Annotated in this window: 20 protein-coding genes and 1 pseudogene; 10 read left to right on the forward strand and 11 right to left on the reverse strand. The window is 72.7% G+C overall.

Annotated elements, in window-relative coordinates; genetic code table 11:
- The first annotated feature begins 9 nt into the window (after nucleotides 1-9).
- Nucleotides 10-1,512 (forward strand): DHA2 family efflux MFS transporter permease subunit, encoded by a 1,503-nt coding sequence (locus ACQP00_RS48470; protein WP_433210634.1) that lies wholly within the window; start codon nucleotides 10-12, stop codon nucleotides 1,510-1,512.
- Here ACQP00_RS48470 and ACQP00_RS48475 read toward each other — a convergent pair.
- Entirely contained in the window at nucleotides 1,469-2,122 is a 654-nt protein-coding gene (locus tag ACQP00_RS48475) for a VC0807 family protein (protein WP_433210636.1), read from the reverse strand. The two genes, ACQP00_RS48470 and ACQP00_RS48475, sit on opposite strands and share 44 nt — an antisense overlap.
- 86 nt (nucleotides 2,123-2,208) lie before the next feature.
- On the opposite strand from ACQP00_RS48475, the gene ACQP00_RS48480 reads away from it, so the two are divergent.
- Nucleotides 2,209-2,775, forward strand: a complete 567-nt coding sequence (locus ACQP00_RS48480; RefSeq protein WP_433210638.1) for a PadR family transcriptional regulator — start codon at nucleotides 2,209-2,211, stop codon at nucleotides 2,773-2,775.
- Here the strand turns inward: ACQP00_RS48480 and ACQP00_RS48485 are convergent.
- Entirely contained in the window at nucleotides 2,772-7,889 is a 5,118-nt protein-coding gene (locus tag ACQP00_RS48485; RefSeq protein WP_433210640.1) for an SCO7613 C-terminal domain-containing membrane protein, read from the reverse strand. The two genes, ACQP00_RS48480 and ACQP00_RS48485, sit on opposite strands and share 4 nt — an antisense overlap.
- Nucleotides 7,890-8,015: 126 nt before the next feature.
- The gene (locus ACQP00_RS48490) at nucleotides 8,016-9,437 is read right to left on the reverse strand and encodes a UDP-glucose dehydrogenase family protein (RefSeq protein ID WP_433210642.1); all 1,422 of its coding nucleotides are present in this window, start codon (nucleotides 9,435-9,437) and stop codon (nucleotides 8,016-8,018) included.
- 187 nt (nucleotides 9,438-9,624) lie between these two features.
- Here ACQP00_RS48490 and ACQP00_RS48495 point away from each other — a divergent pair, with 187 nt between their 5' ends.
- Nucleotides 9,625-10,773 (forward strand): acyl-CoA dehydrogenase family protein, encoded by a 1,149-nt coding sequence (locus tag ACQP00_RS48495; protein WP_433210644.1) that lies wholly within the window; start codon nucleotides 9,625-9,627, stop codon nucleotides 10,771-10,773.
- Nucleotides 10,774-10,852: 79 nt separating this feature from the next.
- Here ACQP00_RS48495 and ACQP00_RS48500 read toward each other — a convergent pair whose 3' ends face one another.
- The 4 genes from ACQP00_RS48500 to ACQP00_RS48515 form a co-directional block, all read right to left on the reverse strand.
- Nucleotides 10,853-11,611: an ABC transporter permease gene (locus tag ACQP00_RS48500; RefSeq protein WP_433210645.1), complete on the reverse strand. Its 759-nt coding sequence runs from the start codon at nucleotides 11,609-11,611 to the stop codon at nucleotides 10,853-10,855.
- Nucleotides 11,612-11,621: 10 nt separating this feature from the next.
- Nucleotides 11,622-12,377: an ABC transporter ATP-binding protein gene (locus ACQP00_RS48505; protein WP_433210647.1), complete on the reverse strand. Its 756-nt coding sequence runs from the start codon at nucleotides 12,375-12,377 to the stop codon at nucleotides 11,622-11,624.
- On the reverse strand, nucleotides 12,374-13,234 hold the full coding sequence (locus ACQP00_RS48510) for a DUF4097 family beta strand repeat-containing protein (protein ID WP_433210649.1): 861 nt from the start codon (nucleotides 13,232-13,234) through the stop codon (nucleotides 12,374-12,376). Before ACQP00_RS48510 ends, ACQP00_RS48505 begins: the two co-directional genes overlap by 4 nt.
- A 76-nt stretch (nucleotides 13,235-13,310) precedes the next feature.
- Nucleotides 13,311-13,826: a toxin-antitoxin system HicB family antitoxin gene (locus ACQP00_RS48515; protein ID WP_433210651.1), complete on the reverse strand. Its 516-nt coding sequence runs from the start codon at nucleotides 13,824-13,826 to the stop codon at nucleotides 13,311-13,313.
- 129 nt (nucleotides 13,827-13,955) lie between these two features.
- Here ACQP00_RS48515 and ACQP00_RS48520 point away from each other — a divergent pair, with 129 nt between their 5' ends.
- The 4 genes from ACQP00_RS48520 (at nucleotide 13,956) to ACQP00_RS48535 (ending at nucleotide 16,976) form a co-directional block, all read left to right on the forward strand.
- Nucleotides 13,956-14,525, forward strand: a complete 570-nt coding sequence (locus ACQP00_RS48520) for a hypothetical protein (protein WP_433210653.1) — start codon at nucleotides 13,956-13,958, stop codon at nucleotides 14,523-14,525.
- Nucleotides 14,526-14,756: 231 nt separating this feature from the next.
- Nucleotides 14,757-15,887 carry a 5-(carboxyamino)imidazole ribonucleotide synthase gene (locus tag ACQP00_RS48525; RefSeq protein ID WP_433210655.1) on the forward strand — a complete coding sequence of 377 codons (1,131 nt, stop codon included), beginning with the start codon at nucleotides 14,757-14,759 and terminating at the stop codon, nucleotides 15,885-15,887.
- Nucleotides 15,888-15,916: 29 nt separating this feature from the next.
- A complete protein-coding gene (gene purE, locus ACQP00_RS48530) occupies nucleotides 15,917-16,408 on the forward strand; it encodes a 5-(carboxyamino)imidazole ribonucleotide mutase (RefSeq protein ID WP_433224289.1) in 492 nt (163 codons plus the stop codon).
- 16 nt (nucleotides 16,409-16,424) lie between these two features.
- Nucleotides 16,425-16,976 carry an exonuclease domain-containing protein gene (locus tag ACQP00_RS48535; protein ID WP_433210657.1) on the forward strand — a complete coding sequence of 184 codons (552 nt, stop codon included), beginning with the start codon at nucleotides 16,425-16,427 and terminating at the stop codon, nucleotides 16,974-16,976.
- Here ACQP00_RS48535 and ACQP00_RS48540 read toward each other — a convergent pair.
- Both ACQP00_RS48540 and ACQP00_RS48545 read right to left on the reverse strand, forming a co-directional pair.
- Complete coding sequence (locus ACQP00_RS48540) at nucleotides 16,964-17,842, reverse strand: CU044_5270 family protein (RefSeq protein WP_433210659.1); 879 nt, start codon at nucleotides 17,840-17,842, stop codon at nucleotides 16,964-16,966. The two genes, ACQP00_RS48535 and ACQP00_RS48540, sit on opposite strands and share 13 nt — an antisense overlap.
- Nucleotides 17,829-18,392: an RNA polymerase sigma factor gene (locus ACQP00_RS48545; RefSeq protein WP_433210661.1), complete on the reverse strand. Its 564-nt coding sequence runs from the start codon at nucleotides 18,390-18,392 to the stop codon at nucleotides 17,829-17,831. Before ACQP00_RS48545 ends, ACQP00_RS48540 begins: the two co-directional genes overlap by 14 nt.
- 156 nt (nucleotides 18,393-18,548) lie before the next feature.
- On the opposite strand from ACQP00_RS48545, the gene ACQP00_RS48550 reads away from it, so the two are divergent.
- The 3 genes from ACQP00_RS48550 to ACQP00_RS48560 all read left to right on the forward strand — a co-directional run bounded on the left by ACQP00_RS48550 (nucleotide 18,549) and on the right by ACQP00_RS48560 (nucleotide 19,661).
- A complete protein-coding gene (locus ACQP00_RS48550; RefSeq protein ID WP_433210663.1) occupies nucleotides 18,549-18,824 on the forward strand; it encodes a hypothetical protein in 276 nt (91 codons plus the stop codon).
- Between the two features lie 103 nt (nucleotides 18,825-18,927).
- A complete protein-coding gene (locus ACQP00_RS48555; RefSeq protein WP_433210664.1) occupies nucleotides 18,928-19,218 on the forward strand; it encodes a hypothetical protein in 291 nt (96 codons plus the stop codon).
- Between the two features lie 44 nt (nucleotides 19,219-19,262).
- Complete coding sequence (locus tag ACQP00_RS48560) at nucleotides 19,263-19,661, forward strand: PPOX class F420-dependent oxidoreductase (RefSeq protein ID WP_433210666.1); 399 nt, start codon at nucleotides 19,263-19,265, stop codon at nucleotides 19,659-19,661.
- A gap of 4 nt (nucleotides 19,662-19,665) precedes the next feature.
- Here the strand turns inward: ACQP00_RS48560 and ACQP00_RS48565 are convergent, their stop codons facing one another.
- Both ACQP00_RS48565 and ACQP00_RS48570 read right to left on the reverse strand, forming a co-directional pair.
- On the reverse strand, nucleotides 19,666-21,636 hold the full coding sequence (locus ACQP00_RS48565) for a thioredoxin domain-containing protein (RefSeq protein WP_433210668.1): 1,971 nt from the start codon (nucleotides 21,634-21,636) through the stop codon (nucleotides 19,666-19,668).
- A gap of 163 nt (nucleotides 21,637-21,799) precedes the next feature.
- Nucleotides 21,800-22,519: pseudogene (locus ACQP00_RS48570) on the reverse strand (class I SAM-dependent methyltransferase); the annotation flags it as partial.
- Between the last annotated feature and the right edge of the window lie 8 nt (nucleotides 22,520-22,527).

Consider the following 22,527-nt stretch of genomic DNA (forward strand, 5'->3'; position numbering starts at 1 on the left):
GAGTTGGAGATGGCGGAGAAAATCCCCCGGGAGCTGCTCGCGCTCGTGGGCGCGATCCTGCTGGGCGTGTTCCTGGTCCAGATGGACTCGACGATGGTCAACATCGCCCTGGAGAGCCTGCGGCGCGACTTCGACGCCGGGCTGGGCACGGTGCAGTGGGTCAGCGCGGCGTACCTGCTGGCCATGTCCGCGGTGATCCCGGTGGCCGGGTGGGCGATCGACCGGTTCGGTGCGCGTACCGCGTGGCTCACCTCGCTCGGGGTGTTCACGCTGGGCTCGCTGCTGTGCGGGGTGGCCTGGTCGGCCGGCAGCCTGATCGCGATGCGGGTGGTGCAGGGCATCGGCGGCGGGATGCTCATGCCGCTCTTCCAGACGATCCTGGCCCGCCGCGCGGCCGGCCGGAACTTCGGCAAGACAATGGCCATGATCGGCGTGCCGATGCTGCTCGGCCCGGTGCTGGGCCCGGTCCTCGGCGGCGTGCTGGTCGACGGCGCCGGCTGGCGCTGGATCTTCCTGATCAACCTGCCGATCTGCGCGGTCGCGGCCTGGGCGGCGGCCCGCGTGCTGCCGGCCGAGCGGATCGAGCGCCCGACCCGCCTCGACGTGCTCGGCCTCGCGCTGCTCTCCCCCGCCATCGTCGGCATCGTGTGGGGCCTGTCGCGGGCGAGCACCGACGGTGGCTTCGGCGCCGTCACCCTGCTGTCCGTCGGCGCGGGCGTCGCACTGCTGGGCTGGTTCGTCGCCCACGCCCTGCGGGTGCCCGCGCCGGTGTTCGACCTGCGCCTGTTCCGCAGCCGCACCTTCACGGCATCGGCGGTGCTGATGTTCCTCGGCATGGTCGCGCTGCTCGGCACGATTCTTCTGATTCCGTTGTACTACCAGCAGGTCCACGGCTTCGGCCCGCTCCACGCCGGCCTGCTCATGGCCCCGCACGGCGTCGGCTCGGCCCTGGCCCTCACGGTCGCGGGCCGGTTCAGCGACCGCTTCGGCGCGCGCCCGGTCGCGCTGGCCGGCGCCCTTCTCCTGCTCGGCGTCACCCTGGCACTCACCCAGCTCTCGGCCGGCACCACCCAGTGGACCATCGCCGCACTCATCGGCCTCGGCGGCGCCGGGTTCGGCTGCGTGATCGTCGGCGCCCAGTCCGGCGTCTACGCAGGTCTGGATCGCGCGGCGGTACCGCATGCGACCACCGCCGTGCGCGTGCTCCAACAGGTCGGCGGCTCGTTCGGGGTGGCCATCCTGGCCGTGGGCCTCCAGCGCAACGCGGCCGGCGCCGACTCCCTCGCCGCACTCGGCGACGCCTTCGGCACCACGTTCTGGTGGGCCGCCGGCGCCGCCGCCCTGACGCTCATCCCGATCCTGTTCCTCGCCGGCCGCCGCCCGGCCGCCGAGCCGGAGAACAAACCGGAAGACGAGCCGGAGGACAAACCGAAAAACGAGCCGGCCGACGAGCCGGAAGCCGAGCCGGTCACACCTGCTGCAGCGCCGCTGCCCGCGCCTGAGCGCGCTTGACGTAGCGGACGTTCCACAGTGCCAGCAGCACCATCGTGGTCACGAACAGCGCCGTCGAGGCGGTGACCGCGGCCGACGTGGGCAGGCTCAGCACCAGCGGGATGCGCACGATCGCGTCGAACAGCAGGCCCCCGCCCCAGGCCGCGGACATGACGCGGAAGCTGCGGCGGAACCCGGGAAGGTCCCGCCACTTCTGCTCGAACTCCGCGGCCCGGGCCGGGCTGCCCTCCTGCATCCGCAGTGCCGCGTGGTAGATCAGCGGGCGGCCGACGAAGCACGACACGACGAAGGCGAGGCCGGCCAGGCCCGTCCCGAAGGACTCCTTGACCAGCAGGAACTTCGGCGAGCCGGTCACGAACGACAGGACCAGGCCGGCCATGAACACGCCGAGCATGACGGCGGCGAAGACGTCGAACTTGCGGGCCCGGAAGGCGACCCACAGGACCCGGGCCAGCGCGGCGATCGAGCCGCACAGCAGGGCCACGTAGTCACTGGCGCCGAGCCAGTGGGCGACGAAGTAGGCGGCGAGCGACAGCCCGACGTCCCACAAGAGCGACTTCAGGATGGCCAGGAACCCCGGGGTCTTGGTCTTGTGCATCGCGTCATCCATATTCCAACCGTGACATGTCAGATCAGACATGTCAATGCCGTCATGTTGAGTTCGACATGTCGAGTTCGACAGGTTAGGCTTTTCCCATGTCCCTTCGCCACGCCCTGCTGGGGCTGCTCGCCGACACCCCACAGAACGGCTACGACCTCGCCAAACGGTTCGAGAGGACGCTGTCGTCGCACGCCTGGAACGCCGGGCACAGCCAGATCTACCCCGAACTCAAGCGAATGCTCACCGACGGCCTGATCGAGGTCGTGGACGAGGGCTCGCGCGGCAGCAAGGTCTACGGGGTGACCGGGCCCGGCCGCGAGGAGCTGCGCCGGTGGATGTTCAGCCCGCTGGGCGAGACCCCGCCGCGCAACGAGTTCGTGCTGCGCCTGTTCCTGTTGTCCTCGCTGGACCTGCCCGACGTCCGGGTGCTCGCCGAGCAGATGGCCGGCGAGAGCGACGCCGAGGTGACCGAGCTCGACGACGCCGTCAAGCAGATGGACGAGGCGGCCGCGGCGGGCCACGCGGTCGGCTACTCGCGCTTCGCCGCCGAGTTCGGCCGCCGGTACTACGCCCTCCAGCGCGACTGGGCCCGCTGGGTCATCGAGCAGCTCGAGGCCGACGCCGACGCCGAGACCGACGCCGGCGCCGAGACCCGGCCCTAGCGCATCCCGCGGTACACCCCGCGCAGCCGGTCCAGCCGCTGGCGCTGCTCGTAGGTGGCGCCGAGGCTGATCAGCAGCACGCCGGTGCCGGTGAACAGCAGCAGCATCATCCAGAACGGCAGGCCGATCCGGAACAGCTCGTTGACCGTGGCGATCACGGTCACCGCGGCGCCCACCGCGACCGGAGCCTTCTGCTGGCGGGCCGCGCCGATGGCCACGCAGATGACGCCGGCCAGGATCAGCAGCACCTGGCGCAGCTCGGGTGAGTCGGGCTGGGCCACCGCGATCGCCAAGCTGGGGCCGAAGCCCGCCACCAGCGCCGGGCCGTACGCCAGCCAGCTGCCCAGCTCGGGCCGGTTGCGGATCTCGATCAGGCCGGTGATCAGGGCGAGCGCCGCGAACGGCAGGGTGTACGCCTCGGGCACGGCCACCCGCACGGTGATCAGCAGCAGCCAGATCGCGAGCAGCTCGGCGATCGACGCGGCGATGATGAGGAACGTGCGCTGGCGCGGGCTGCGGCCCTTGCGCGCCGCCGACAGGCCGAGGATCGCCCCGACGGCGGTCAGCGCGGCCGCGGTGTGCGCGGGTGAGCCCAGGGTGAGCAGGACCGCGATGCCGGCCCCGGCGTACCCCGCCGCCTCGACCGTCAGCGCCTCCCGGTTGATGCTGTCGCTCGGCCGCAGGCGAGGCAGCGCGGCCCCGAGCACCAGCAGCGCGGTCGCGACGATGAGCAGCGGGAACGCGCACTGCTTGAGGCCCAGCCCGGCCGCCAGCCCGGCGGCGATCGCGAAGCCCTCGGCGGTCGAGGCGGCCACGTGCCAGCCGAGCATCCGCGCGGTGGCGGTCTTGCCCCAGATCCCGCCGATCGCGCCGACCACGACCGACCCGGCCAGCCAGGTCAGGGTCTGGCTCTTGGTGGCGAGGCTGCCCGCGCCACCCGCGCCCGCGGCCAGCACGGCGATGACGAACACGAGCCGGCGCGCGCCTACCATGAGCCGGGCGTCCGGGCTGTCGGACGTCGGCGGCAGGGTGAGGGCCAGGCCGAGCCCGGCGATGGTGGCCACCAGCAGGGCCAGCGTCGGCTGCACCGGCCACGGCGCGTCGAGCGCGGCCGGGGCGATGAGCATGGTCAGGGCGACGCCGGGGACCACGATCGCGACCGCCCGGTTGGCCATCGCCTCCGCGTCGCCGCCCAGGCCCACGGCCATCAACGCGGCCGCGATGGTGAGCAGGAAGGCCCCCAGCACGTGGGTGTTGTTCCCGGCGTACTGCGCGAACGACCCCAGATCCGCCGCGGTCTCCGGCGTTCCGGTCCAGGGGTGCTGGATCCACCGGTACGGCCCGGCCAGCGCGGCCAGCAGCGCCGGCGCGAGGAACACCACGACGATGGCGGCCGGCACTCCGGCCGCGGCGGCGACACCCATCGCGAAGTTGCGCGGAATGCGGTTCTGGTCGCGGGAGACGTCCCAGCGGGTCGGCGGCCGGCTCGCCCGGTCCGGCCGGAACCGGCCGAACTCGGGTTCGCGGGGGCGGTACCAGTTGGCCCGCAGCAGTTCCGCGAGCACCCCGAGCAACGCGGCGGCCGCGGCGTAGACCACGGCGCCCTGCCGGTCGACGATGAGCGCGATCACCGCGATCGTGGTGCCCGAGATCGCGACACCCGTGCTGACGTAGGGCATGTAGCCGGGCGCCTGCTGGGCCCCGGCCGCGGCGGCGGCGAGCCCGACGGCGGCGGTGGCGAGCGCCGCGATGAGGATGGTGCTGGTCCGGTCCGGATACAGGCTGCCGACCATGGCCGCGGCCGCGCCGGTGAACGCGAACAGGGCGCCCGCGATCCCGGCCCCGCCCACGACGGTCAGCGGGCCGCCGTCGACGTCGTCCGGGTCCTCGTCGTCGGCGCGCCGGTCGCCCTCGGCCGCCCGCCGCAGCACGACCGTGCGGGCCAGCGCGGCGATGAGGGCGCCGCTGACGCCGAGCGCGGCCAGGGTGCCCGCGGTCGCGCCCGGGCGCACGAGGCTCGCTCCGGCCGCGTAGAGCCCGGCCACCAGGGCCGCCCCGAGACGCGTGTAGACGCCGCGCCAGCTGCGGGCGAAGGAGGCCCAGGCGGCGACGGCGGTGGCCGCGGCCCAGCCGATGATCATCGGGGCCTGCCAGCCCAGGCCCAGCCCGACCGGCGCGCCCAGGGTGGCCAGGACGAGCGCGGCGGAGGCGGTGTCGTCGCCGTACGGCTGCGGCAGCGCGATCGCCGCCGCCCCGGCCAGCAGGAGCAGGGCGATCGGGATCTGCCAGCCGAACTGGGCCAGCCCGTGCGCGGTCTCGGCCCAGTGGGCGTCGAGCGGCGCGTGCCACATCGGGTTGGCCGCCTGGATCACCCCGATGGCGCCGATCACCGACAGGGCGCCCGCGTAGAGGCCGGTGCCGAAGCCGACCAGGGCGGCGCCCGCGACCGGGCCGCGGCGCCACTCCTCCGGCAGCGACGAGCGGGCCGCCACCGCGACGAGGAACACCAGCAGGGCGAGGGTGACCACCTCGATGCCGGAGGCGGCCAGGGAGACGGCCCGGGCGACCGCGCCGATGGCGGCGATGGTGACCGCCGCGGCGGCCGCGTCCGAGCCGCTGAACTCGATGCCGAAGGTCTGCCGGTCGTCCATCCGCGGCGCCGCCCAGAGGGTCACCGCGGCGAGCACCATGAGCAGGCCGATGACGAAGTCGATGGTTTCGGCGCCGGGTGCGAGCACGGTGGCCAGGCCGACCGCGACCGCGGCGGCGGTGGCCCCGGCCAGCAGCGGCACGCTGGGCTCGCCGTTGCGTGCGACCTGGGTCAGCGCGGCCACGCCGAGGCTGACCGCGAGGGCCAGGAAGCTCAGCACGAGCACCACGGTGGCGCCGCCGGGCAGGTCGCCGAAGACGATCGCGGCGGCCGACGCGGCCGCGCCGGGCAGGGCGAACAGTGCGCCGCCGGCCGCGGCGTCGGCGACCCGCTGGGTGACGGCGAGCCGGTCGCCGTCGGTGTGGTGCGGGCGCGGCAGCCAGGCGATGGCCGCCCCGGCGACGGCGATCGCGGTCAGGGTGAGCGCGGTCGCGCCCGGGCGGACCAGGGCGGCCGCGGCGGCGTAGAGGCCCAGCACGAGCGCGGCGCCGAGGCAGACCCACGCGGTGTGCGCCGCGCGGACGCGCAGGGCCAGGGCGCCGGCGACGACGGCCGCGCTGACCGCCAGGGCCGGGATGGCGAGCCAGCTCAGCCCGAGTGCGGCCGGCGCGACGAGCAGGGTGAGGGCGGCGCCGACCACGGCGATGTCGACCCGCAGCTCGTCCGGCGCGACCGTGGGCCCGAAGCCGTCGCGCAGCTTGACCGTCACCGGGTCGGTGCGCCCGCTGAGCATCAGGATGCAGGCCCCGGTCAGCAGCACGATCGCGATCACGAACTGCCAGCCGTCCGGCCCGACCGCGGCGTGGATTCTGCTCTCGTACTGGCTGAGGTCCGCCTCCCACACCGGCCACGCGGCCCGCAGCGGAGCCGCGATGCCCGGGAACGCCCGCACGAGCACCAGCAGCGTGGCGGCGGCGGCCGAGACGGAAACGGCGTAGCGGGGGCCGCGGCGGGCGTCGGCGGGCAGGAACGGTACACCCGCGGCGGCAACGGTCACCGCGAGCGCCAGGAACAGCGGCGTCGAGCCGGGCAGCCACACCGTGCCCACGCGCGCGATGGCGACGATGACGGCGCCGGTGGCCACGCCCGCGGCGATGTCCGGCAGCACCCCGCGGCGCCAGGTCAGCGCCCCGCCGACGCCGAGCGCGGCGGCGATCAGCATGGCCGTCGCGGCCTGCAGGGTCGGCATCCGCGCGTCGGTGACGAGCAGCCCGACCGCGGCCGCCAGCAGCGCGACCCCGGTGGCCACGGCGAAGAGGATCCAGGCCAGGTCGCGCATCAGCCCGTCGGCGATGCGGTTGGTCCGGCCCGTGTGGGCGAGCTCGTCCTCGGCCGCGGCGTCCTCGTGATGGGCGTCGATGCGGCGCTGGATCGACTGCTTCAGCGCGACCGCGAAGCCCAGGTCGATGAGCGCCACCCCGCACAGCGCGATCGCCCAGCCGGTCGGGCCGTGGATGGCGTCGTAGAACAACAGCGGCAGGACGGGCTGCAGGGCCACCAGGGTGGCGTAGCGGGAGGCGATGAGGTGGCTCTGCAGGCTGTACACGGCGGCGACCCCGGCCGTGAGCAGGCAGACGAGGCCCAGATAGGTGAGGAACTGGGGCCGGTCGGCGCCCAGCAGCTTCTCCGAGCGCACCACGTAGCCGTCGAGGAGCACGAGCAGCAGGGCGACCGAGGCCACCGTCTCGGCGGTCGCGCTCAGGCCGCGCTTGACCAGCACGACCGGCAGGGCCAGGGCGATCGCGGTGATGGCGGCCAGCGACAGCACGCGCCCGACGGTGCCGATGCTGCCGAACGCGTCGAGGGTGAGCACGATCGCGGCGCCGGCCAGCAGCAGGCCGCCCAGCGCCAGGACCGACGCCTGCATGCTGCTCTCGGTGGCCTCGGGCTGATCGCCGGGCGGGAGGCTCCGCTCGCCCGGGCGGGGGCGGCCGGGCGGGGGTCCGTCCAGCGGGGCGATGCGCGGGCGCCCGGCGGCGGGCACGTGGCCGCTCTCGACCGGGTGCGGCGCGCGCGGGGAGAAGCGCTGCTGCCCCGGTGCGACGGCCGGGAGGGCGGTGGTGGTCGCGCCGGCCGTGGCCCCGACCGGCTCGGCGGTCGTCGTGGTGGTGATCGGCTGCGGGCTGGTCGGCGCGACCGACTCGGTCACGGCCGGCGGGGCGGCCTCGCGCTGGCGGCCCAGCAGCGGGCGCTTGGCCTTGGCGGCCTGGGCCGCGCGCTCGGCCTCGAGGGCGGCGCGGACCTTGCGGCGCAGGCTGTCGCGCTGCGCGGAGGTGTGCGCGAGCTGCTTGCGCAGCATCTGGGTGTTCTCGGTGAGGTCCCGCTTCTTCTGCTCCAGCGCCGCGACCGTGCGCTGGAACAGGGCGAGCGCCGCCGCATCCGGATCATGCGGCCGGCCGCACGATCGGCAGCCGGTGGCCTCGCTGGCCGGCCCGCCACACGCCGGGCACGGGTACGTCTCCACGCCACTCCTCCCCCGGAGTTCGCGGCCGGGGCTCCGTGTCGCGGAGTCCCGGCCGTTCACGCCCTACTGGGAAGAATGCCTTGTTTCGCCGGGCGACGAAAGCGATGCGCCCGTTCGGGAGGTTCTCTACGAAACGACGGGGCGCCCCATGCCGCGGTACTCCCAGCCGGCAGCGACCCAGACGGCCTGGTCGAGGCAGTTCCGTCCGTCAATGACCTTCTTGGCTGAGACAAGTGCGGAGAGGGAGTTGGGGTCCGTGTTGCGGAACTCCTCCCACTCCGTGAGCACGCACACGAGGTCGGAGCCGGTGACGGCGTCGTTGAGCGTCTTGGCGTACGTCACGTCGGCGACCTCGGCCCGCGCCTGCTCCATGCCCTCCGGGTCGTAGACCGTGACCTCGGCGCCGGAGCGGGCGAGCTTGCGCACGACCGAGAGGGCCGGCGAGTCGCGCACGTCGTCGGAGTTGGGCTTGAAGGTCGCGCCCAGCACCGTGATCTTGGTGCCGGCCAGGTCCGGCCCGGCCGGGCCGTAGCCGCGGCCGAGCAGCTCGGCCGAGAGCTGGACGATCTTCTGCCGGCGGCGCTGGTTGATCAGGTCGACCTCGTGCAGGAACCGCAGCGCCTCGCCGACGCCGAGCTCCTGGGCCCGGGCCTGGAACGCGCGGATGTCCTTGGGCAGGCAGCCGCCGCCGAAGCCGACGCCGGCGCGCAGGAACTTGTTGCCGATGCGGGCGTCGTAGCCGATCGAGCGGGCCAGCTGGGTGACGTCGGCGCCGGCCGCCTCGCAGACCTCGGCCATCGCGTTGATGAAGGAGATCTTGGTGGCCAGGAAGGCGTTGGCCGCGACCTTGACCAGCTCGGCGGTGGCGAAGTCGGTGACGACGACCGGGACCTCGCGGTCCTCGGTGACGGCCAGGTCGAACACGCCCTTGTGGGCCGCGTACAGCATGCCGGTCGCCCACTCCGACTTGATGCCAAAGATGACGCGGTTGGGGCGCAGCACGTCCTCGACGGCGACGCCCTCCTGCAGGAACTCGGGGCTCCAGGCGACCTCGACCCCGAGGTCGGAGGTGGTGTGCCGGGCCACCAGCTGCTCGATCCACTCGGCCGTGCCCACCGGTACGGTCGACTTGCCGACAATCAGCGCCTTGCGGGTCAGGTGCGGAGCCAGGTTCGACACGGCGCTCTCGACGTGCGAGAGGTCGGCGGCCATACCGTCGGCGCGCTGCGGGGTGCCCACGCAGATGAAGTGGATGTCGCCGAACTCGGCGACCTCCTCGTAGGACGTGGAGAACCGCAGCCGACCGGCCGAGAGATTCTTGCGGAGCAGCTCGTCGAGGCCGGGCTCGTGGAACGGCACGTCGCCGCCGGCCAGCTTCGCGATCTTGGCCTCGTCGATGTCGAAGCCGATCACCTCGTAGCCAAGCTCCGCGAAGCAGATCGCGTAGGTCGCGCCGAGGTATCCGGTGCCCAGGAAGGTCAGCCGGGGCCGCGCCGAACCTGAGGGCGCCGCGACGACGGGTGGGGTGCTGGGGTACGCGATGGTCACGCCTCTGTCTCCGCTCGATCGGGGTCCGCGCCGCCGACCCACCTGGTGGGATCGGGCCGACGTCGCCACGGCGAGGATAGACCCTCGGCGCCGGTGGTGCCTCCGGCTGTTTCGTTACTCGTCGGTATGCTCACAGCGGCGGACCGCTGAACGGCGGTTCAGTACCGCTGTGACAAGGGGGTTTGCCATGTTCGAGGCCTATTCGCTGCCCGAGGAGCACGTCGCGGTCCGTGAGGCGGTGCGCGCCGTGTGTGACGGAAAGGTGGCACCGAACGCCGCGGCTGCGGACGAAACCAGCGAGTTCCCCCAGGCGTCCTACGACGCGCTGCGCGCCTCGGACTTCCACGCCCCGCACATCCCCGCCGAGTACGGCGGCGCCGGCGCGGACGCCCTGGCCACCGCCATCGTCATCGAGGAGGTCGCCCGCGCCTGCGCGTCGTCCTCCCTCATCCCCGCCGTGAACAAGCTCGGCACCATGCCCCTCATCCTGGCCGGGTCCGAGTCCCTGAAGCAGCGCTACCTCACCCCGGTGGCCGCGGGCGACGCCATGTTCTCCTACTGCCTCTCCGAGCCCGAGGCGGGCAGCGACGCCGCCGGCATGAAGACCCGCGCCGAACTCGACGGCGACACCTGGGTCCTCAACGGCGTCAAGCGCTGGATCACCAACGCGGGCGTCAGCGAGTACTACACGGTGTTCGCCGTCACCGACCCCGCCGCCCGCTCCCGCGGCATCTCCGCCTTCGTGGTCGAGAAGTCGGACCCTGGTGTGAGCTTCGGCGCACCCGAGAAGAAACTCGGCATCAAGGGCAGCCCGACCCGCGAGGTATACCTCGACAACGTCCGCATCCCGGCCGACCGCATCATCGGCGACCCCGGCACCGGCTTCGGCACCGCCATGCGCACCCTGGACCACACCCGCGTGACGATCGCCGCCCAGGCCCTGGGCATCGCGCAGGGCGCCCTGGACTTCGCGCTCGGCTACGTCCAGGAGCGCAAGCAGTTCGGCAAGGCCATCGCCGACTTCCAGGGCATCCAGTTCATGCTGGCCGACATGGGCATGAAGCTGGAGGCGGCCCGCCAGCTCACCTACACCGCCGCGGCCAAGTCCGAACGCGGCGACGCCGACCTGACCTACTTCGGCGCGGCGGCGAAGTGCTTCGCCTCGGACGCCGCCATGTCCATCACCACGGACGCGGTCCAGCTCCTGGGCGGCTACGGCTACACCAAGGACTTCCCGCTGGAGCGCATGATGCGCGACGCGAAGATCACCCAGATCTACGAGGGCACCAACCAGGTCCAGCGGATCGTGATGGCCCGCCAGCTCCTCAAGGGCTGAGCTTGCGCACACACAGTCGACGAGGCCCACGGTGTGGGCCTCGTCGCTGTTGGAGCTGACGGTCAGGAGATGCTGACGGTCAGGAGATCTTGCGGCGGTACACCCGCATCGCGAAGGCGTACGCGACCACCAGGATGCCCACGCACCAGCCGAGGGCGACCCAGATGTCGGTGCCGACCGGCTGCTGTTCGAACAGGTGCCGGACCGCGTTCACGATGGACGTCACCGGCTGGTTGTCGGCGAAGGCGCGCACCGGGCCCGGCATGCTCGCGGTGGGGACGAAGGCCGAGCTGATGAACGGCAGGAAGATCAGCGGGTAGGAGAAGGCGCTCGCCCCGTCGATCGACTTGGCGGTCAGGCCCGGCAGGACGGCGATCCAGGTCAGGGCCAGGGTGAACAGCAGCAGGATGCCGAGCACGGCCAGCCAGGCCAGCGGGCTTGCGCCGGTGCGGAAGCCCATGAGCAGGGCGACCAGCACGACCACCACGACGGAGACCAGGTTGGCGACCAGCGAGGTGAGCACGTGCGCCCACAGCACCGACGAGCGGGTGATCGGCATCGACTGGAAGCGTTCGAAGATGCCGCTCTGCATGTCCTGGAACAGGCGGAACGCGGTGTACGAGATGCCGGACGCGATCGTGATGAGCAGGATGCCCGGCAGCAGGTACTGCACGTAATTGTCGGAGCCCGAGTTGATCGCGCCGCCGAAGACGTAGACGAACAGCAGCATGAAGGCGATCGGCATGATCGTCGTGGTGATGATGGTGTCCATGCTGCGGGCGATGTGGCTCAGGGAGCGCCGGGTCAGGGTGGCGGTGTCGCCGAGGAAGTGAGACATCGTCGTTCCTTTACTTGTTCGTGGCGACGAGGGTGAGGAACACGTCTTCCAGCGTTGGCTGCTTCTCGACGTACTCGACCTTGGCCGGCGGGAGCAGCTGCTTGAGCTCGGTGAGGGTGCCGTTCACGAGGATGCGGCCCTCGTGCAGGATCGCGATGCGGTCGGCGAGTTGCTCGGCCTCGTCGAGGTACTGCGTCGTCAGCAGCACCGTGGTCCCGCGCCCGGCCAGTTCCCGCACGGCGTGCCACACCTCGATGCGCGCCTGCGGGTCGAGGCCCGTGGTCGGCTCGTCGAGGAACACGACCGGCGGGTCGCCGATGAGGCTCATCGCGAGGTCCAGGCGGCGACGCATGCCACCGGAGTACGTCGCGACCTTCCGACCGCCCGCGTCCGTGAGCGAGAAGCGGGCCAGCAGGTCGTCCGCGATCCGGCCGGGGTTCTTCAGGTGCCGCAGCCGGGCGATGAGCATCAGGTTCTCGCGGCCCGTGAGGATCTCGTCCACGGCCGCGAACTGGCCGGTGAGGCTGATCGACTCGCGCACCTTCGCGGGCTGCGTCGCGACGTCGAAACCGTTGACAGTGCTCGTTCCGGCGTCGGCGCGCAGCAGCGTGGACAGGATGCGCACGACGGTGGTTTTGCCGGCGCCGTTGGAACCGAGCAAGGCGAATATTGTACCGGCGGTGATTTCGAACTCCACGCCGCGCAGGACGGGCGTCGTGCCGTAGGACTTCTCCAGGCCGTACACCTGGATCGCGCTGTTGCTCATGACGAGGCGTCCTTCCGGGGACTGATGCGGCGGATGCTGACGTTGCCGTAGTTGTTGTGCAGGTGGAGCTCGACCGTGCGGTCGCTGGTGGCGGCCTCGGGGTCGGGCTGGAGCTCGCTCAGCACGCGGCCGTTGGCCGAGCTGGCGTCGATCCACGCGGCGACGCCGGCCGGGACGCCGACCTCGATGTCCGCGTAGCCGTTGTCGAGCCGGATCGCGCCGCCGCCGACCTCGCGGAGGCGGATGGCACCGTGCGCGCTGCGGGCGGTCACGTCGCCCAGCGCCCGGTCGATGGTCAGCGCGCCCGAGGTGGCCGCCTCCACGTGCCCGGCGGCGGTGCCGAGCTCGAGGCTGCCGTGCGAGGCGCGCAGCTTGGCGTCGCCGTGGACGTGGCCGATGCGCAGGGCACCGTGGCCGGCGACGACGTTGAGCCGGCCGGTCACCTCGGCGATGTCCGTGCTGCCGTACGGCGCGTCGAGCACGAGGTCCGCCACCGTGTCGGCGGTGACGCCGCCGTACTTGGCCACGATCCGGGTGTCGCCGAGCACGCCGCGGGCCCGGACCGAGCCGTAGGCGTTCTCGACCGTGACCCGTGAGCCGGTCGGGACCTCGCAGCGCACGTCGACGGAGTCGCCCTTGCCGAAGAGGTTGAGGCGGCGCGGTACCTTCACCCGCACCCGCCCGCCGTCGAACGACACGGTGGCCTGGCGGGCGAGCGACTCGTCGCCGCCGCGGCCGGGATTGGTCGGGACGATCTCGACGACCACCTCGGTGGTGTCGGAGGCGACGATGTCGACGAGGGCGACGCCGACGTTGACGTCCAGGTCGATCGGGCCGGAAACGTCGTAGCTGGGCATGATGACCTCCAGAGGGCATGGCGAGTCAGCCCCGCCGCGGACGCCGGGACTTCGAGGACTGGATGAAAGCGGAGTGTTAGCGGGCCCAGCCGATGAAGCTGTCGCCCTTGGTGCTGCTCGGGCGCCGCGGCGGGGCGGCGCGGGGCGTCTCCGGGTCGAGCGCGGCGGCGATCGCGCGGACGAACCAGGTGTTCACCGACACCCCCTCCTCGGCCGCGGCCTGCTCGGCCCGGGCCTTGAGCCGGTCGGGCAGCCGCAGCGTGGTGCGGGAGGTGACGGTGTCGTCACCCGGCTCGGGCGCCGCGGCCGCAGTGGCCGGGGCGGCGGGAGCGGGTGCGGCGACCGGCTCGGCGGCCCGTGACACCACGAGGTGCGGGTCGCGTCCGCGGAGCACCAGATCGACCGAACCGGGCGCGATCTCCCGGGTGATCTCGCTGGCCACGTCGCTGAGCACGTTCAGCACCGTCAGCCGGGTGGCCGCTTCGAGCGCCCCGCTCAGCCGCTCAGCGACCGTGCGGGCCTCGGGGTCCCCGATCTCCGCCGCCGCGGCGAGCTGCGTCTGGAGTTCGGAGACGTACCGGTCGATGTCCATGACACCAAGTTAGCACCACCGTGGTGTCAACACAAGAGGAAGTGACACCACATGACACCACTTTCGGATTCCGCTGTCGGCGTAGGCACTTTTATAGCTGTAAGCCTGTAACGGTGTAATCGTGTAAGCATGATGATGCGACGAGGAGACGCCCCCTGGGGCCGTGGCGGCGGCCCGCGCAGCGAGCCCCCGCCGGCCGACGACGCGACCGCCTGGATCGGCGGCGCACTGCCGGAGACCTGGTTCCAGGGCCCGGCCGAGGTGACCATCGACCGCGACGAGATCCTGATCGTGGGCCGCCTGAGCGAGCCCACCCTGCCCGAGGACTCCACCGACGCCGACAAGACCGCCGCCGAACAGGGCCGTATCGCCGGCTTCCGCGAAACGACGCGCGACCAGCGAATCGGCATCGCCCAGCAGCTCGAACGCCGCTACCGCCGCAAGGTCGCCTGGGGCGTCCAGGTCGGCGACGTCCGGGAGCTGTTCACCACCCACTCAGCGCCGGTCATGACGCGGCTGCGGCAGGCCGAGCGGCAGGTGCTCGACACGCTTGTCGACTCGGGCGTGGCGCGGTCGCGCTCGGAGGCGCTGGCCTGGTGCGTCGCGCTCGTCGGCCAGCACGCCGACACCTGGCTGACCGAGCTCCGCGAGGCCATGGAGTCCGTAGATGAGCTGCGCAAGCGAGGCCCCGCCGTCTAGCGCGCCGCAGGTCATGCTGCAGCATGACCTGCCGCTGCAATAGGACCCGGTGCGGTTTTGAGGGGGTGTGGGTGGAGCGGAGCTCCCCCACTGCTCTTCAGGACATCCAACGGTAAACCCCGCTGCCAGGGCGCCCATACAGCGCTGAGCCTCCGCTGCCAGAGCACACGACCAGGTATCCAACGGTGCCCAAGGAAGCCTCCCCGGCGCGGAGGATAGGCTGGCCAGCCTATGGACACCCGAACCGGACTTCCCGTCGTCGGCATGGTGGGCGGGGGGCAGCTGGCCCGGATGACCCACCAGGCGGCCATCGCCCTCGGCCAGTCGCTGCGCGTGCTCGCCGTCTCCTCCACCGACGGGGCCGCCCTCGTCGCCGCCGACGTCCAGATCGGGCGGCACGACGACGTCGAGGCGCTGCGGGAGTTCGCCAAGGGCTGCGACGTCGTCACGTTCGACCACGAGCACGTGCCGGGCGAGCTCATCCGGCAGCTCGCCGGCGAGGGGTTCAACCTGCTGCCGGGCGCGGACGCGCTGCAGTACGCTCAGAACAAGCGGGTCATGCGCGAGCACCTCGGGAAACTCGGGTTCCCGATGCCGCGCTGGACCGACGGCGACGTCGCGGCGTTCGGGGACGAGGTCGGCTGGCCGATCATCGTGAAGACGGCGACGGGCGGGTACGACGGCCGCGGCGTGTTCGTCGCGCAGTCCATGGCCGACGTGCCGCCCGGGGTCGAGGTCATCGCCGAGGAAATGGTGCCGTTGCGCCGCGAGCTCGCCGCCGTCGTCGCGCGGTCGCCGTTGGGGCAGGTCGCGGCGTACCCCATCGTGGAAACCGTGCAGGAGGGCGGCATCTGCGTCGAGGTGCTCGCGCCCGCGCCCGGGCTGGACGAGGACGTCGCGGTGCGGGCCCAGCGCCTCGCCATCGACATCGCGACCGGGCTCGGCGCGGTCGGCATCCTCGCCGTCGAGCTGTTCGAGACCACGGACGGGCGGCTGCTCATCAACGAGCTCGCGATGCGCCCGCACAACTCCGCGCACTGGACCATCGAGGGCGCCCGCACGTCGCAGTTCGAGCAGCACCTGCGGGCCGTGCTCGACTACCCGATGGGCGACACCCGGCTCACCGCGCCCGCCGTCGTCATGGCCAACGTGCTGGGCGGCGAGGACGGCGGCATGTCCATCGACGAGCGCCTGCACCACCTGTTCGCCGAAGAGCCAACCGCCAAGGTCCACTTGTACGGCAAGCAGGTCCGCCCCGGCCGCAAGATCGGGCACGTCACGGTGCTCGGGGACGACCTGGACGACTGCCGCCGGCGCGCCCGCCGGGCGGCTCGCATTCTCGAGGAGGGGTACCAGCATTGAGCGCGCCAGTGATCGAGGTCGGCGTCATCATGGGCAGCGACTCGGACTGGCCGGTCATGCGGCTGGCGGCCGAGGCGCTGGACGAGTTCGGGATCGGCTACGAGGTCCGCGTCGTCTCCGCCCACCGCACCCCGCACCTCATGCTCGACTACGCCGGCGAGGCGGTGGCCCGGGGCCTGAAGGTCGTCATCGCGGGCGCGGGCGGCGCGGCCCACCTGCCGGGCATGGTGGCGTCGGCCACGCCGCTGCCGGTGATCGGCGTACCCGTACCGTTGAAGCATCTTGACGGTCTTGACTCGCTCATGTCGATCGTGCAGATGCCCGCCGGCATCCCCGTCGCCACCGTCTCGATCGGCGGTGCGCGCAACGCGGGACTGCTCGCGGTGCGCATCCTCGCGGCGGCCAACCCGGAGCTGCTGGCCAAGGTCCGCGACTTCCAGGAGTCCCTGCGGGCCATGGTCGCCGAGAAGGACGCCGCGCTGTCCGCCTCGCTAATTGAGGCGAAGCCCGCCGCGCAATGACCTACCCTGGGCGGCCATGGGACGGCTGCTCAACGTGATCGATGTCGAGGCGACGTGCTGGGAAGGCGCGCCGCCGCCCGGGCAGATCAACGAGATCATCGAGATCGGCGTCTGCGTCGTCGATCTGGACGCGCGGGAGCGGGTCGGCCGGGACCGCATCATGGTCCGGCCGGCGCGATCGACGGTCAGCCCGTTCTGCACGCAGCTGACCGGCATCACCGCCGAGGAGGCCGCCGCGGGCCTCGACTTCGCCGCGGCGTGCGAGCGGCTCAAGCGCGAACACCACGCCGACTCACGGCCGTGGGCGAGCTGGGGCGATTACGACCGCAAGCAGTTCGAGCGGCAGTGCGTCGGGGCCGTCCGGTACCCGTTCGGCTCCGTCCACGTCAACGCCAAGGCCACCTTCGCCGAGGCGCACGGCCTGCGCCGCCAGGGCATGGCCGGCGCGCTGAAGACGGCCGGCCTGCCCCTGGAGGGGCGGCACCACAACGGTGCCGACGACGCCTGGAACATCGCCGCCCTGGTCCTGCACCTCGCCGAGCGCGGACAGTTCCCCTACGGGGTCTGACCTGCGCGATCGACGATGGCTGTGCGGAGTACCGATGCGGAAGAGAAGATGTCGCCGCGCACCAGGCCGCTCGTCGGGTCGTCGCGGACCATCACCGAGCGGACGCCCAGGAACGCGTGGGTCGCCTTGTCGAAGATGAGCTCGGTGCGCATGCCCTGCACCTCGGTCAGGGCGACCGCCACGCCCGGGCGCCCGGCGTCGTCGGTGACGTCGCCGACCACGTCCACGCCGGGGATGCGCGCCACCGCGTCGAAGACGGCGGCCAGAGCGGCCGGTGACAGGTAGGCCTCGCGGATCAGGTCGGCGGCGGTGGTGAACGCCTGCTGGTCGCGCGGGTTGCCGCCGGAGGCGTGGTCGTAGAGGTACTTGCGCATCACCTCGGTGTCGGTCGGCAGGTCGGCGCGGTAGCCGCGTTCGTTGGGCAGCGGGAGGTCGCCGCTCTCGGTGCGCAGCAGACCTGGGCGGGAGCCGTCGGCCGAGAGCCAGACCGTCCGCTGTTCCTCCGGGAACGTCGCGCGGACGCCGGGCATCAGGGCGGCGGCCTTGGTGCGCGACTCGATGTACACGAACTGGTCGTCGCGTGGTGTGAGGGCCGTCTGCGCCCGGGCCTCCGCGGCCGCGCCGTGCAGGACCTCCGCCGCCGTCGCCGAGGCGTTGCCGTTGGGTGCGAGGGCCTGCGTGACCAGCAGGGCGGCGGTCACCACGGCGGCCAGGGCGCCGGCGAGGACCAGGCGGCGCTTCCATGGACGGTGCGTCGTCGGTCCGGCCGCGTGCAGCACCCGGTGGCGCAGCCGCGCGGGCGCGTGGTCGGGGGTTGCCGGGTCCAGGGCGGTGCCGAGGTCGTACAGCACGTCAAGCTCGTTCATCGATGCTCCCCAAAGCGTCACGGATCTGCCGGCGCGCGCGGTGCAGGCGCGAGCGCACGGTGCCGAGCGGAATGCCGAGGGTCTCGGCGACCTCCTCGTAGCTGCAGTCGCCCCACGCCACGAGCAGCAGCACGTCGCGGTCGCCCCGGGACAGCCGGGCCAGGGCGCCGGCGAGCGGGCCGTGCAGGGCCTGGGCCGAAACCGCCGCGTCGACGCGGTCGGTGAAGGCCGGGTGCACGTCGTCGGGGCCGGCCCGCGCGAGGGCGCGGTAGCGGGCGCTCTCCGCGCGATGCCGCCGGGCCAGCTCGCGGGTCAGGATGCCGAAGAGCCACGGCCGCGCGCTGGGCCGGTCCGCGTCGTAGCGGTGCCGGCGCTGGAACGCGGCCAGGAACGTCTCGGCGACGGCGTCCTCGGCCTGCTCCGGGCCGATGCGGCGGTGCGCGTACCGGTAGAGCTGCGCGGCGTACCGGTCGTAGAGCACCGCGAAGAGGCGCGGGTCGCGCACGGCCGCGGCGTCGTCGGCCCCGACGTCGGGGCCCGGCTCGGTCATCACCACGGTTCCATCGGCTTCCTCCCGGTGTAGCGCGGACGGTGGTACCGCACATGTCTCTGCGCAAGGGGCCGAACGGGTTCACGAGCGCAACCCTTTGTCTGTTTCTTCCGTTATCGGGAGGAGGCGTTCAAGCGGATCAAGGGGCGGTAAGGCATGACGGCGCAGCGAAGCGACAAGCTCGGCCGGTGGATGGCGCGCGTGGTGGTCGGCGCCGTCGCGGTGGGCTCGGCGCTCGCCTTCGGGACCGCCGCCGCCGCACCGCCCGGCAACGCGCCCGGGAGCGAGCCGGCCCGCGCGGTCAGCAACGTCGTCGTGGCCGGAGTGGCGTCCGTCACGTTGCTGCTCATCCTCGCCGGCGTCGTGCTCGCCGTCGCGCCGCGCTTGCTCCGGCTTGTGCGAGTCTTCAACGCCCGTCGATCAGTTCGCTGAGCAGGCATCGAAAAGGTCAGGCCTTTCCGGCTCCCGACGGTGACCCCACGCAGCGGTGTCGTAGCGGTACAGTGACCGCGACACTGGACGGTGAGGGGGATCGATGTCCGATTACTCGGCGGTCGGCGGGGTCGAGTCGTTCGAGTACAACCGCCGCGACAGTGCGCGTCACGACGCCGCCCTCGAGCTCATCGAGGAGGCCATCGCCTGCTACGCCCGGCTGCTCAACCGGGCCGTGGCCAACGGCAACGCCGCCGAGGGCGAGCGGCTGCAGGCCGAACAGGCCGCCTGCGTCACCGAACAGCGCCTCCTGCGCCCCGGCGGCGCGGCCGTGGACCGGGTGCTGAGCGAATACCCGGCCCTGATCGCCTGGCTCCGCGACCGCATCGGCTGACGCCGTCCACAGTGGATGGTCGGTCCGTCCCGTACGGTTGACGGGTGACACTTCCCGAGCGTTTGCAGGGGCTGCTCGCCCAGCCCAACCCGGCCGTCATCGCCACGGTGCGGCAGGACGGGCAGCCCGTCTCCGTGGCCACCTGGTACGTCTTCGAGGAGGGCCGCATCCTCGTGAACATGGACGCGGGCCGGAAGCGCCTGGCCTACCTGCGCGAGGAGCCGCGGGTCAGCCTGACGGTGCTGGACAAGGAGAACTGGTACACCCACATCTCCCTGACCGGCACCGTCGCCGAACTGCGCGACGACCCGGACCTGGCCGACATCGACCGGATCGCCAGGCACTACACGGGCGAGGAGTACGCCAACCGGGAGCGCCCGCGCGTGACGGCCGTGGTCGAGATCACCTCCTGGCACGTCTGGCCGCCGAAGGCGCTCGACTGACCGCTCAGGCCAGCTTGGCCACCAGGTCCTCGAGGGTCGTCACCGGCGCGTCGCACACGAAACCCCGGCACACGTACGCCGTGGCCGCGTCGTCGCGCAGGGGGCGGCCCTCCAGGAGCGGTACACCCGAAGCATCCGGCGCCCCGGCAACGATCACGGCCCCGGGCGGCGCGTGCCACCACGCCGCCGCGACGAGCGGGTCGGCCGGGTCGGGGGTGGCGATCGCGATCTCGAAGGGGCCGGAGTGCAGCGCCTCGCCCGCGGCGCACGCATAGCCCGTGAACCGGCCGTGCGTCGCGGCCACCACGGCCACCGTCGCGAGGCCCCGCTCGGCCGCCTCGCGGTAGGAGGTGTCGGCGGTCAGCGCCGAGTACGTCACCAGCGCCGCGCACACCGCCGAAAGCCCGGACGGCGTCGCGTTGTCGGTGATGTCGGCGGGGCGGGCCACGAGCGTCTCGGCGTCGTCGGCGGTGTCGAAGAACCCGCCCGAGTCCGGGTCGCGGAAGTGCGCCAGCGCGACGTCCAGCAGCTCCTTGGCCAGCGCGAGCCAGCGGCCGTCGCCGGTGGCCTGGTGGACCGCGCAGAACGCCTCCGCGACCGCGCCGTAGTCCTCCAGGACGCCCGCGGGCGCGCCGGCCACGCCGTCGCGGGAGACGCGGCGCAGGCGGCCGTCGACGAGGTGGGTGCCGGCCAGGAACTCGGCGACCGCGACGGCGAGGGAGATGGCGTCGGGGTCGTCGTACGCCTTGCCGTACTCGACCAGGCCCGTGATCGCCAGGCCGTTCCAGGCCGCGACCACCTTGCCGTCCCGGGCGGGCTGCGGCCGCTTCGCGCGCGCGGCGAGGAGGCGGGCGCGGATGTCGTGCCAGCGCTCGACGTTCATCGGGTCCTCGGGCAACTGCAGCACCGAGGCGCCGTGCTCGAAGGTGCCCTCCGGCGTGACCTGCAGCAGGTACCGCGCCCACGCGCCGTCCACGTCGCCGAGGAGCTCGTCGAGCTGCGCGGGCGTCCAGACGTACGTCAGGCCCTCCTCCCCGTCCGCGTCGGCGTCGAGGGCGGAGATGAAGCCGTGCCCGTCGTAGAGGTCCTGAGCCAGGAACGCGACGATCTCGCCGGCCACCCGGCGGCCGGTGCCACTGCCGGCGATGCGGTCGAGGTGGGTGTACACCCGCAGCAGCAGCGCGTTGTCGTAGAGCATCTTCTCGAAGTGCGGCACGGTCCAGGTGCCGTCCACCGCGTACCGGGCGAAGCCGCCGGCAAGCTGGTCGTACATGCCGCCGCGGGCCATCCGCTCGCAGGTGAAGCGGACCGCGTCGAGGATCGCGTCGTCGCGCGTGCGCTGGTAGTGCCGCAGCAGGAACAGCAGGGCCATGTGCGGCGGGAACTTGGGCGCACCGCCGAAGCCGCCGTGCTGGTCGTCGTAGGTCTGCATGAGGGTGGTGGCGGCGGCTTGCAGTACCGACGCGTCCAAGGGGTTGGAAGGCGGCCGCTCGGCGACCTGGCGCACCGCCTTGACCACCGCCGCGCTCTGCTGCAGGACCCCCTCGCGCTGCTCGTGCCAGGCGCCGGCCACGGCCTGCACGAGGCGCACGAACGCGTCGCGCGGGAAGTAGGTGCCGCAGTAGAACGGCTCGCCGTCGGGCGTGGCGAACACCGTCATCGGCCAGCCGCCCTGGCCCGTCATCGCCTGGGTGGCCGTCATGTAGACCGCGTCGACGTCGGGCCGTTCCTCGCGGTCGACCTTGATCGGTACCGTCAAATCGTTGATCACCGCCGCGACGCCCTCGTGCTCGAAGGACTCGTGGGCCATCACGTGGCACCAGTGGCACGCGGCGTAGCCGACCGAGATGAGCACCGGCACGTCGCGGCGGCGCGCCTCCTCGAACGCCTCGGGCGACCACTGCCACCAGTCGACCGGGTTGTCCTTGTGCTGCTGCAGGTAGGGCGAGGTCGCCCCGGCGAGACGGTTGGCCATGTGGGTCAGGCTACCCAGGCTGGTTGCGTACATGTGCGGATGAGCGCGGCACCCACGCGACGTCACGCTGAATGGCATGTGCGGGGCGCCTGCTGCGGCCGACGGCGGTGTTCGTCGCGGTGTGGCCGCGGCGCTCGTCGACGTGCTGCGGTTCGCGGCCGGCCCGCAGCACGAGAAGGTCGAGGGCGTCGATCACCGGCGCGGCCCGGTCGGCGGCCCGGAGCCGGGCGAGGCCGCGCGCATAGGCGTCGTCGTCGATCAGCACCAACGGCGTGTGGGCGGCCCGGTCGAAACTGCCCAGGACGGCCGCCATGGTCGGCGCGGTGACCTGCGGCACCGGTTCAAGAGCAAGGGCAACGAATCCACTGGTACCGAACGATCCCGCCACCTCCGCCGCCGACGGATACCGCGCGTCGAGCACGGCCGCGGCCTCGGGGAAGTAGCGGAACAGCGAGACGCCGTCGGGGCGGCCGGCGAACACGGACCGGATCAGCACCAGGCCGCCGGGGCGCAGCACGCGCCTGATCTCGGCCGCGGCCGCGCGCAGGTCGGGGATGTGGTGCACGACGGTGGAGAGCCAGACCGCGTCCAGGGACCCGTCCGGGAGCGGGATGTGCGCGGCGTCTCCGTCCCCGATCGGCTCCGTCGCGGCCGCGCGCATGGCCGGGGACGGGTCGAGGCCGTGGGGGCTCAGGCGGTACCAACGGCGAAAGGCGGCCATCCAGTGACCGGTGCCGGCGCCGAGGTCGAGGATCCGCGTCCGCGCGTCGGGGCGCAGGTGGTGGGCGATGCGCTCGCGCCACGCGCGGAGGCCTTCATCCTGCGGGTGCCGACCGGCCACGAACGCGGCCGCGGCCCGGGTGTCGTAATCGATGATCGCCACCCGGTCAG

It is taken from the genome of Dactylosporangium sp. CS-047395, from assembly GCF_050942185.1.
GTDB lineage: Bacteria > Actinomycetota > Actinomycetes > Mycobacteriales > Micromonosporaceae > Dactylosporangium.